General features: G+C 47.3%; 6 protein-coding genes. All 6 read left to right on the top strand.

Annotated elements, in window-relative coordinates:
• Positions 1-102: 102 nt before the first annotated feature.
• The 6 genes from ACYVD4_RS01145 (at position 103) to ACYVD4_RS01120 (ending at position 12,013) form a co-directional block, all read left to right on the top strand.
• On the top strand, positions 103-684 hold the full coding sequence (locus ACYVD4_RS01145; RefSeq protein WP_460941774.1) for an RNA polymerase sigma factor: 582 nt from the start codon (positions 103-105) through the stop codon (positions 682-684).
• Positions 685-814: 130 nt separating this feature from the next.
• The gene (locus ACYVD4_RS01140) at positions 815-1,927 is read left to right on the top strand and encodes a FecR family protein (RefSeq protein ID WP_460941773.1); all 1,113 of its coding nucleotides are present in this window, start codon (positions 815-817) and stop codon (positions 1,925-1,927) included.
• 225 nt (positions 1,928-2,152) lie between these two features.
• The gene (locus ACYVD4_RS01135; RefSeq protein WP_460941772.1) at positions 2,153-5,539 is read left to right on the top strand and encodes a TonB-dependent receptor; all 3,387 of its coding nucleotides are present in this window, start codon (positions 2,153-2,155) and stop codon (positions 5,537-5,539) included.
• A gap of 12 nt (positions 5,540-5,551) precedes the next feature.
• Positions 5,552-7,255 carry a RagB/SusD family nutrient uptake outer membrane protein gene (locus tag ACYVD4_RS01130; protein ID WP_460941771.1) on the top strand — a complete coding sequence of 568 codons (1,704 nt, stop codon included), beginning with the start codon at positions 5,552-5,554 and terminating at the stop codon, positions 7,253-7,255.
• Positions 7,256-7,343: 88 nt separating this feature from the next.
• On the top strand, positions 7,344-9,182 hold the full coding sequence (locus tag ACYVD4_RS01125) for an FISUMP domain-containing protein (RefSeq protein WP_460941770.1): 1,839 nt from the start codon (positions 7,344-7,346) through the stop codon (positions 9,180-9,182).
• A 38-nt stretch (positions 9,183-9,220) separates the two neighbouring features.
• On the top strand, positions 9,221-12,013 hold the full coding sequence (locus tag ACYVD4_RS01120) for a DUF6797 domain-containing protein (protein ID WP_460941769.1): 2,793 nt from the start codon (positions 9,221-9,223) through the stop codon (positions 12,011-12,013).
• Positions 12,014-12,038: the final 25 nt, after the last annotated feature.

Below are 12,038 nucleotides of genomic sequence, written 5' to 3'. Positions count from 1 at the left end.
CTGCTTAAGTAGTCTGAGTGTTTTTGAAATATTTTAGCATTTATTTCTCTTTATCTAAGTTGTCGATACATTTGTGATACGTGGAATTTGCTACTGTATTTCGTGACTGACGAGGATAAAGTTTTATGGGCTGCTTTTCGAAAAGGAGATAACAACGCCTTTGAAGAGTTGCTACGTGCCTATTATAAATCCTTGCTCGATTATGGGCTCCATTTCATAAAAGATCGGGACATTCTACAGGACTTGGTTCATGATCTATTTCTGAATCTTTGGGAACGACGCACGTTTCTAAATCCTGACGTTAATCACCTGAAACCATATCTGTTTAAATCGCTTAAGCATCAGATCGTCAAATACCTACAAAAAAATTCCAATCAGGAATCCTTGCCCGACGAATGGCAAAATCAGGAACCAATCAGTGACAGTTTTATTGAAAACAGCCTGATCGAACAGGAAACCATACTAGCGAATCAGTCTCGGTTGCAACTTGCTTTAAGCCAATTATCCAGAAGGCAACGAGAAATTCTTCACCTTAAGTATTTCGAAGCACTTACCCACGAGCAAATTGCCGACGTAATGGCGATTTCACCACAGGCCGTCCGCAACCTGTTATCCCAATCGCTAAAGTCCATTCGCGAACACTGGGGCTTTCTTCTTATCGCATTATACAGCTTCTTGCGCTAATCTTACCTTCTCGAAACTTATTAAAAGTCAGGTGTTTATAAACTGATTCAAAAAAAGTCTATTTTTTTTCATTACGTTCTGACCGAAAACGGATCATTATAGCAGAAGCATAAGACAATGTAATTCTGCCATGAAATCGTATAAGCATTATGGGTTCGAGGAATTTCTGGCAGACGATGAGTTCCAACAGTGGGTACGAGCCGGTTCGCCCGTCGACGTAACGGTCTGGCAACGTATTGTTGATGATTTCCCGGAGAAACAAGTCGACTTGGAGAGAGCAAGGGAGTTTATTCTATCCTGGCAACAGCAGGAGACTTTTTCCGAGGCCGAAGTCGAACAGGGAATCCAGCGCATTTTGGCTAGTAAAGATGCTCAGCAACGTAGCACTTTCCAATGGGAAGGAAGCCGCTGGGCCTCGGCTTGGCGAGTTGCAGCAGCTATAGTTGTGCTGCTTGGCCTTGGCTGGAGTATCTGGCTAACAACGCAAAGCACTCGCGAACAGGCCGAGCTACCATTCGCAGCCCAAACGCCTGCCGATCTTCAGAAAATCATCAACACAGAAACAGGATTTAAACAGATTGACTTACCCGATGGTAGCCAGATTAAGCTAGCGCCAGCCGCTCAGGTAACGTATTCGGCCCGTATGAATAGCGAGCTATCTCGGAATGTATTTCTGACGGGCGAAGCTACGTTTACGGTCACAAAAAATCCGCAAAAGCCCTTTATGGTCTATGCAAATGGGCTAGTGACTCAGGTAGTCGGAACGAGTTTTACGGTAAAAGCTCTGAACAATGTGGATCGGGTAACTGTGGTTGTGCACACCGGAAAAGTGGCCGTTTTCCCGTTAACATCCTTGAAAGCTGCTCAGAAAAGTCAACAACGTATCGCCAAGCAAATTCTGCTGACTCCTAATCAACAAGTTGTCTTTGACAAAACCAGCGAGCAACTCACCGCAAGTCTGGTCAAAAACCCAACACTTATACGAAAACCGGACAACAACCAGTACTTTGTTTTCAGGAATGCACCGATTACGGAGGTATTTCAGAAGCTAGAAAAATCGTATGGAGTGACCATCCAGTTTGATGATAACGTATTGAAAAACTGCAACCTGACGGTACCCCTCAGCGATGAACCGCTATTTACGAAGCTGGATATTATCTGTCAGACAATCGGGGCCACTTATGAAGTCTGGGGAACACGTATCGTCATTGCCGGAAACGGTTGCGAACCCACCTTAAACTAAACCTTAACTCACTTAACCCTCTACTATATGAAGCAAACGTAGTACATACCTCAAACAAAAATCGCCGGATCGGAGCCGTCATGTTGCGACCATGCCTGCCCAGATAACCCGGCGACTCGTTTGCCCTCCCCAATTTTCCTGGAATTCGATCCCCCTGAGAAACCGGGGCAGGGCTTGTTTTTGCCTTCTTTTTCTGAATCATTTAACAAAAACAGTATTAAAAGTATGAATAAACCGTGGGATTACTCCCCTTTTCTGTATCAGGTCATGAAAATTACTTGCGTACAGTTATTCCTAATGACCGTCATTACGGGATTAACACTCGCCCGAGATGTAACCGCCCAGGAATTGCTAAACCGTACTATTTCCATTCAGTTGGAAAATAAAGATCTCGAAACGGCGCTATCTCGACTGGAGAAAGCCGCCAAGATCAAATTTTCATACGTACCACAACTGATTGCTACGTCGAACAGGGTGTCCGTTCGGGCAGAGAACGACCGGCTGGAGCAGGTGCTCGACCGACTACTAAAACCGCTCAACATTACGTATCGGGTGGCGGGTAGCTATATTGTTCTGCATAAACAACCGACAGGAAGTCGTTTGCCTGAAGAAGCGCCCCATCTGGCTTCGACCAGCGCCGACGACGTAGTGATTACCGGTACTGTTGTCGATGAAAAAAACGAAGCGTTGCCGGGTGTCAGCATCCTAATGAAAAACACCCAACGGGGAACTACAACCGATAAAGAAGGCGCTTTTCGGCTGGCGGTACCCGATAAGTCGGCGGTATTGGTCTTTAGCTACGTTGGTTATAACACGCAGGAGATTGCGGTTGGCGCACAAACGGTATTGACCGTGAAGCTGATTGCCAACGACAAATCCTTGGAAGAGGTGGTCGTTGTCGGATATGGTACTCAGAAGAAAAGCGATCTGACGGGGGCCGTAGGTCAGGTAAAAGGCGACATTGTGGCGGAACGTAACGCGGTTCAGTTATCTCAAGCCTTGCAGGGTACAGTCCCAGGTTTACGCGTAACGCGAACTGGCAGTGAACCAAATGCATCGGCTACGATTCGGATTCGGGGCATTACTACCATCGGCACCAGCGATCCGCTCGTTATTATCGACGGCGTTCCCGGCAGTCTGGATCGGGTCAATGCAAATGATGTAGAGAGCATTTCGGTACTTAAAGATGCCGCTTCGGCTTCTATTTATGGATCACGGGCGGCAGCTGGTGTAATTCTGGTAACGACCAAACGGGCGGCAAAAGGGCAACCCAGCTTTACGTATAATTATGAATACGGCATTGAAACGCCCACCCGTATTCCTCGGGAAGTTGATGCGCAAACGTATATGCGCACTTATAACGAGCGTACCTGGAACGATAACGGAAACCAGCCCGCCTTTGAATATTCGCTGTTCCCCAAAGATCTCGTTACCAACTACCCCCAATTGAATCGAGAGAATCCCGACAAATACCCCAATACCGACTGGTTTGGTATGTTGGTTAGGAAAAGTGCTCCCCGGCAAAATCATAGTTTAAATTTTACGGCTGGTGGCGATTACATCCGCACGAAGGCGGCTTTCGATTATGCCAAAGTAGAGGGCATTTATCCCGGTCGAAGTTATAACCGGATTACGTTTCGGGTGAACAATGATTTCCAGATCAGCAAGCAGCTTTCCGGTATCGTCGATATAAATGGCATTCGCGCTATGAATGATCGGCCCCGTACCATCATTACGCCCAACACCATTCCGCCGGGCGTGATTTATCCGGCCCTGTGGTCTGATGGACGTATCGCCGAAGGCTTATCGGGTGCTAATCCGTATGCTCAAATCACGCAGGGAGGATTTATCAAGAATAACGAAAATACGTTTTCCGGACGTATTGGTCTGGATTTCAAACCATTTGATGGCCTGAAATTAACCGGTATGTTTTCTCCTACCTATACCGTAACCAGCGACAAGGATTTCTCAAAGGCGATTCCGTACACTACGTTCGACAACCCGAATTTTGTGGCTGGCTACGTTCAGGGGTACGCTACGACCAATCTGGTAGAAGGAAGAGGGGAAGCTTTTTCGCACATTACGCAGTTTCTGGCCAACTATAATAAGGAGATAGGTCAGCATGGTGTCGACGCACTTGTCGGCTACGAAAACTTCTATTCCAGTAATGAAAGCCTTTCGGCTACACGTAACAATTATTTGCTGAGTTCATTCCCCTATCTGAATCTAGGTAATGCCAATTTTCAGTACAATACGGGCAGTGCCAGCGAATTAGCCTATCGGTCGTGGTTTGGCCGGGTTAGCTATCACTACAAAAATCGCTACAACCTACAGGTCAACGGTCGTTACGATGCGTCTTCCCGATTTGCAGCCGCCCATCGGGGCGCTTTCTTCCCGTCAGTGTCGGCTGGCTGGACAATCTCCGATGAACCGTTCATGGCAAAGGCCTCTTGGCTCACGATGCTAAAACTCAGAGGTTCTTGGGGCGTATTGGGCAACGAACGTATTGGTGATAACTACCCCTACCAATCCACAATTGGTTTTACTACTTCTTCGGTGTATCGTGGTGTTACGCCTACATCGTTACAGGCCGCAGCCGTAAACCGCTACGCCATTTCGGATATCAGTTGGGAAACGACCGAGTCGTATGATGTAGGTTTAGACGTGAGTTTTTTTCGAAACCGGCTGAATCTGGTGATGGATTATTACCAAAAAACGACCCGGGATATGCTGCTCGAACTCGAAATTCCGAAATACATTGGCCTGGCAAATCCAAACCAGAATGCGGGCCAGATGTATACACGCGGCTGGGAGTTTGAAGCGGGCTGGAATGATCGTATTGGTCAGCTACGTTACAGTGCTTCGTTTAACATAACTGATAGCCGCTCAATTATGGGTGATCTGAAAGGAACGCAGTTTTTAGGCGATCAGATTAAGCGGGAAGGCAGCGAATTCAACGAATGGTACGGCTATAAATCCGACGGTTTGTTTCAAACGCAGGAAGAACTCAATACGTATCCAAAAATTAACGCCAACGTCAAGGCGGGCGATATCAAGCTGGTGGATATCAGTGGTCCCAATGGCGTGCCCGACGGAAAAATTAGTCCAGAATATGATCGGGTGCTGTTAGGCGGATCGCTGGCGCGTTACCTGTACGGAGCTAACCTGAAACTGGGTTATAAAAACTTCGATTTTTCGCTATTTATTCAGGGCGTTGGCAAGCAATCGGTGCAGATGCCGCTGGAATGGGTTCAACCCGTTACGCGAATCCCCGAATTGACGAACGGCAAATACTGGAGTGTCTATAATTCGGCCGAACAAAACCGGGCTGCGCAGTATCCACGAGTTTCGGGCTTTTATCAGGCCAACAACTACGCTAGCCTTTCCGATTTCTGGCTGTTCAACGGCGCTTATATGCGGTTGAAGAACGTAGCAATTGGCTATACGCTACCTCAGTCGGCTACCGAACGAATTGGCGTTAAGCGGGCACGTATCTATGCGACTGGCTCTGATCTGTTCTCCCTATCAAAATTCCCCAAAGATCGCGATCCTGAAGGGTCAACGAATTTCATTACGTCCTCCTACGTCTTTGGACTTTCCGTCAACTTTTAACCGTCTTACGGCATGAAAAATAGTATTTATCTACTCTTACTCCTAACCGTTACGTGCTGTACGCCACTGGATTTGAACCCACTGTCGGAGGGATCGAGTGAAACCTGGTATAGCAACGAAACGGAAGTCGATATGGCTGTCTCGTACCTGTTTGCGGGTGGACGATTTTACAACTATGAGTTTTTTCAAAACGCCTATACCGACCGCCATTCTGATGACTGGACAAGACGGCTGGAAGTTACCGAACTATCGGGAGGAACGATCACGGGTCAATCGAGTGTCGTCATTGAAACCTGGGAAAGGGCCTATAGTTGCATTGCAGCCGCAAACCGACTTTTGCTGAATATCCAGAAATCGGCTGGCAGTATGACGGCCGAGAAGTTGAACCGGTACGCTGCGAACGCCCGATTTGCCCGCGCTACAAAGTATGCGGAGCTGATCTTTTTGTTCGGCGATGTGCCGTATTACAACGAGATTCTGACCATTGACGAAGCGTTCAAAATGGGCCGGACATCCAGCAAAGAGATTTTGAAGACGATCTACGAGGATTATGAATTTGGCGTTAAAAATCTGCCGACTTCGTACGGAAATACCGAGAATAAATATGCTACCAAAGGAGCAGCGCTGGTTATGAAAGCCCGAATAGCTCTGTATATGCATGACTATGCTGTGGCCCGTGATGCGGCAAAAGCCTGTATGGACCTTGGGGTATATGCGTTGCTGAAAAACTATTCAGATATATACACCGCGCCCAATTCCAGCGAGTCAATTTTCAATTTCCCTCGTTCGGTCACGCTCAGCACCCAGCTTCCGGGTGGCGGACATCTCCGTGACATCGTTTCACGAACGGCAGGCGGCAATTCATCGCATAATCCTTCGCTGGATTTGCTGTTGGCGTATCTCTGCACGGACGGACTGACGATTGATAAATCACCATTATTTGATCCCCGCAAACCGTTTAAAAATCGCGACCCTCGTCTTTCTGAAACGATAGTACCCTTCGGCACCCGCTGGCTTGACTTTCAGTTCGAGCCGCACCCCGACACGCTGACTGTTCTGAACTATGGAACGGGCCTCCGAGTATCGAATCTGGATAACCGCGCGGTTCAGCAATTTAGCTCCTATAATGCGCTGGTATGGAAGAAAAAAGCAAAAAAGGAGTGGCTTTCAGTAGGTGGAGATCATGATAATATCATCGCTCGATTTGCAGACGTGCTATTGATGTATGCCGAAGCAAAAATCGAACTAAACGAGATTGATAAATCCGTTTTAGATGCCATGAACCAAGTCCGGGCACGAGCTTATGGCGCTACACTGACCGAAACAGCCAAATATCCAGTCATTTCCGAAACCAGTCAGGTTGCTTTGCGAAAATTGCTACGTATCGAACGGCGGATGGAGTTTGCCTTTGAAGGATTTCGCTACCCCGATCTGATCCGCTGGAAGCTGGCCGAAAAAGCCCTGAATCGCCCGATTTATGGTACGCTGGATATTGCGGAATTGCGGGAGCGCGTCGTGAAAAAAGGCTTATGGTTTTTTGGCGAAACACCCAAAATCGACCAAGACGGTCTTCCTGATATGAAAGCCCTTTTCGATAAAGGACTCATCAAGCAACTGGTTCCTAGACGTTTTGATGCTTCCCGGCAGTATTTATGGCCTATTCCGTCGTCAGAAATCATCATTAATCCCAACATCAAACAAAATCCGGGCTATTAACGTAGCGTGCTGGCATTTTGATGAGCCACTCACGTAGTACCGAGCAACGAGAATCGCTTGGTACTACGTGAGCATAAAACTCTAAATCATGAAAATAACCGAAGTTATAACCTATCGCCATTGTGCGATACGGAGTTATATTGTATTCACCTGTACGTTCTTTTTTCTTAGTTGTGTGGCTCTTTCTCAGCTATCTTTTGCTCAGGTTAGCAAGCCTATTCAGGTTGGCATACAGGAATGGGCTCCAACTAATCTGGACGTAGCGGTTTTTCGAAATGGCGATCCCATTCCTGAAGCGAGAACGGAGGCCCAATGGAAACGGGCGTGGCTCGACCGAAAACCGGCCTGGTGTTATTACAACAATGACCCCGCCAATGGTAAGAAATACGGTAAACTTTACAACTGGTTTGCCGTGAATGATCCACGAGGCATTTGCCCAGACGGATGGCGTATCCCGTCCAACGTAGAATGGCGTGAATTGGTGAAAGCCATGGGCAATAATTCAGCAAAAAAGCTGAAAGCCAAAACCGGTTGGGATGGGACGGGGAGTGGAACCGACCAGATAGGATTTTCGGCACTGCCAGCCGGAGCACGCTACGTAGATGGGGCCTTTGGCGATCTGGGAAAATATACCTTCTTCTGGACTGCTACGTCCGAACCTAGTGGATCAACCCATGAACGAAATCGGGCATGGTACCGAACCCTGAGTTATCGGGAAGCGGAAGTTGACTCGACGGGACTGTATAGCGTTTTGTATAAAGGAGCGGGTCTGTCGGTGCGTTGTATTCGGCGCGTATCGCTCAATACGTTCAGCTTCAAACCCGCAGGTGTGCCCAATGATGGGATTATGTTCGTAGATCATGAAGCAACCGGTCGATCTGGCCATGTCGGATTAGCCCTCACGGAGTGTAAAAACGGCGATATTCTAGCCTTCTACATGAATACGAATGGGAAGATCTGGGATGGTCACGGCACAGCTGGCTGGACTGAATACAAACGATCTCGTGATGGTGGAAAAACCTGGGAAAAACCGGTCATTCTGGAGTATTCCAAAAAGATATGGGATCAAAACAAAAACCTGATTGAAAGCCGGGATTTCCTGTCGTTTTTCTGTGCTTATGTCTCTTCAGTCGTCACCTTGCCCAATGGCGATATTCTGGCCATGATCAGCCAGCGAACTCCCCGAACCACCATGCAGTGGCAACGTAAACCGTTGTACATGGTTAGCCACGATAACGGCCAAAGCTGGGACGAACCCAAAATACTGGACGAAAATGCGACGATTGAGGAGGTTTCACTAACCCACAGCGACGGCGGTACGGTGGTGCATAACGGCGTTGTTTACTCGGTCTATATTGGCAAGCTGGGCATGGGTGAATACTCACTGTACGCATCCCGCGACAACGGAAAAACGTTTCAGAAACTCTCTGATAACATATTCAAAAAGCGATCCTGGAAGGAGAACTTCTACTACGCAGCCATCAATGTCATCGAAGGCGGTAAGCTGATTATTTACGGATACAATCAGGAAGATGAACATAACCTGCCTTACATTATCAGCGAGGACGGAGGCACTACGTGGTCTGAGATCAAAACAACTTATCTGGAGAAACGAATACGGTCGGCCCAGTTAAGCGATAAAATCGGCGACTACTATTTTATGTCGGGACGTAGCGGTAATGAGGGCGAAGAGCCAATGAATCTCGTTTTGTATACCTCTAAAAACGGAATTGATTGGGACAGAGGTATCTATCTGAATAAAATCCAGAAGGCCATTGATTCCTATTCGGCGCTGGAAGTGATTGGTAAGTACAATTCTACTGTTCCAAAACGGCTATTGATTCAGGCTAGTGATGGCTACGGTATCGGCAGTCGGTCGAACGTCAAGCAGTATTGGGTCGAAAATATTCCCCAATCCAAAAAATGAAATTATCCAATCATACGTAAGCTAACGTAGCAAACACGATGATTTACGAAAAAAAACGGATCACACTCGGCATCACGCTGTTGCTGGGTATCCTCTATATATTGTATGCCTGTCGTTCTGGCCAGCTACCGATCAGAGAAACCAATCAAGACCCGATTCGGGAAAACAATTTCGAGAAACTGGAACTGGCTTCATTCGCTGAACCCGACTTCCCCTACATTACCGTGCCGCTGGATGCGCAGGATTTAGGAAACAACTTCCCGAAAGGCAACGTAACGGCTCGTGGACTGGCTTTCCAGCTAGGCAACAACGCCTACGCCTGTTTTGACATGGATTTGCTACGTTGGTCGGTATCCTGGACAGGAAACTTTCTGCCGATGGTTTTGCCCGCGCAGGCATCGTATAAAGATTTCTTCAAGAAGAATAACAATGAGATTCCATACGTATCGGGCAGCCCTCAGACAGCCTTGGGCATGTATCCGGGATGGTCGAGTGACACTCCAGCTTTTCAGGAAGTAAGGCCACAATCGCAAAACTCAACGGGGCTATATTGGGGGCCAATCCCCGCTCAAATCGGCCAATGGAAAGGCGTTTACGTGCATGAAAAAACCGCAATTTTATCCTATACCATCGGGGAAACGGACATTCTCGAAATGCCCGGCAGCGAACTACAAAAGGGCCAAATTGCGTTTACCCGAACCTTTCGGGTGGGAAAATCGACCCAAAAGCTTTACCTGAATGTAGCGGAGGTTCGGAACAGCACCCGTAGTGAAAGCAAAGCTGGAATAGGCTATATCTATCAGGGAACGACGCACGATTCGGTTACGGCTGTAGCTCTTAAAGGCGAAACCGGAACCGTAAAAGTGCTCGACAATCGATACATGGTCGTTGAAATACCCGCATCGGATAAAATCCGGGAGTTTACGGTTATAAGCTGGAAAGGTGCCGCCGTCGATCAAAATAAGTTTGCCCAATTAGCCCGAAAAGTTAAAAAACAGCAATTGCCCGATTATCAAAAAGGAGGCCCCACTCACTGGCAGGAATCTGTAGTAACCCAAGGTGTTTTGGCTCCCGATACATCGGCTTTCGTAACCGACGTATTGACCTTACCGTTACCGAATCCTTGGAAAAGAAACGTCCGTGTTGCTGACATTAGTTTTTTCTCAGACGGGAGGGCCGCCGTTTCTACTTATGAAGGAGACATCTGGATCGTGGATGGCATCGACCAAAATCTGGGCAAGTTAAAATGGCGACGATTTGCATCTGGGTTTTACGAATCCATGAGCATAGATGTTTACAAAGATCAGGTTTATGTGTATGCCAAAGAAGGTATAGTCCGATTACACGACCTTAACGGTGATGGCGAGGCTGATTTTTATGAAAATTTCTGCAACCTCATGCAGCAGTCAACCGGCACCAGAGAATGGGCCGCCGATATGGTTGCCGACCGGCAAGGTAATTTCTATATAGCCAAAGGCGGGCATCTCACGGGTTTTAAAGGGGTGTTACCTTATCTACCCGGTTATGGTACAAATAAATGGCGGGCGAGTACTCAGCACAGTGGCTCGATCCTGAAAGTTTCACCCGATGGAAAAAACCTGACAGTTTGGGCAACGGGCTTACGGATGCCTTATATTGGGATAAACCGGGATAATGGACTGATTTCCGCTTCCGATCAGCAAGGCAACTACGTACCGGCCACACCAATCTATCACGTAAAAAAAGACGATTATTTCGGTGTCCCCGTTACGTTGCATCGTGAACGTGAGCCTGAAATTGCTCGGCCCATCGCCTGGATACCGCACGGCGTCGAACGTTCGGGGGCCAGTCAGACATGGGTCAATTCCGATAAAATGGGGCCGCTAACCCACCAGATGGTACATTTTTCCTTCGGGCGACCTGGCATTTTCAGGGTACTAATGAACCCAGTTTCTCCAACTGTTCAAGGTGGCGTAACGCTTCTTCCGGCAACGTATCGCTCACCAGTGATCAAAGGCGAAATGAATGCCAAGGATGGACAGCTTTATATAGCCGGTTTTAATAATTACGCCAGTAACTCAAAAGGAATCAGTGCCTTACTTCGGCTACGTTACACGGGTAAACCTAGTTACATGACGAATGGGTTTCAGGTGGGCGACAAAGGGATTGTACTTTCATTCGATTCTAAAATAGACAAAGCCAGCATTAGCCCCGAAAATTTTCAGGTGAAACGATGGAATTACCGACGTACTGAAGCATACGGATCAGGCCATTATAAACTGGACGGTACGCCCGGCGAAGAAGAGCTACTTATTCAGTCAGCCCATTTGTCAGGCGATGGAAAGCAAGTTTTCCTGATCATGGGTGATATGCGGAAGGCCGAACAAATGGAAATACAATTTAGTCTAAAGGCCTCGGATGGTAAGCGAATAGAGGATGGAATTTGGATAACAGTCAATGACTTAGTCAAGCTGGATTTAAACAATTTTTTACTGAAGGATGAAGATCTCGTTATAAAAACTAACGCTAAACTCCCGGCTAAAGCGCCTGTTGAGCCAGTGTCTGTAGCGAGAGGAGCTGAACTTTTTCAGCAAAAAGGATGCATCGGCTGCCATTCTCCAGCCCTGAAAACCGAAGGCATGTATGGCCCTCCGCTTGGAAAGATAGTTGGTGCAAAACGAGAGTTTACAGACGGTACGTCTATTATAGTCGATGAAACTTATTTGAAGCAGTCTATTCTGGAACCTGGCAAAAAGGTGGTGAAAGGATACAGTTCTGAAATGCCTTCATTTGCGGGTATTCTTACAGAGTCAGATATTGAATCGGTTATCCAATACATCAAAACACTCTGAAGATGTTGACGTTAATCGTTTCAGT

The organism is Spirosoma daeguense (assembly GCF_054776875.1).
Note: the sequence above shows the minus strand (reverse complement) of the source record. Positions and strands in the feature narration are given on the sequence as shown.

Excerpts from the sequence above, each read along its gene's own strand:
- ACYVD4_RS01135 (WP_460941772.1), top strand. The coding sequence starts at position 2,153 with ATGAATAAACCGTGGGATTACTCCCCTTTTCTGTATCAGGTCATGAAA.
- ACYVD4_RS01130 (WP_460941771.1), top strand. The coding sequence starts at position 5,552 with ATGAAAAATAGTATTTATCTACTCTTACTCCTAACCGTTACGTGCTGT.
- ACYVD4_RS01120 (WP_460941769.1), top strand. The coding sequence starts at position 9,221 with ATGATTTACGAAAAAAAACGGATCACACTCGGCATCACGCTGTTGCTG.
- ACYVD4_RS01140 (WP_460941773.1), top strand. The coding sequence starts at position 815 with ATGAAATCGTATAAGCATTATGGGTTCGAGGAATTTCTGGCAGACGAT.
- ACYVD4_RS01125 (WP_460941770.1), top strand. The coding sequence starts at position 7,344 with ATGAAAATAACCGAAGTTATAACCTATCGCCATTGTGCGATACGGAGT.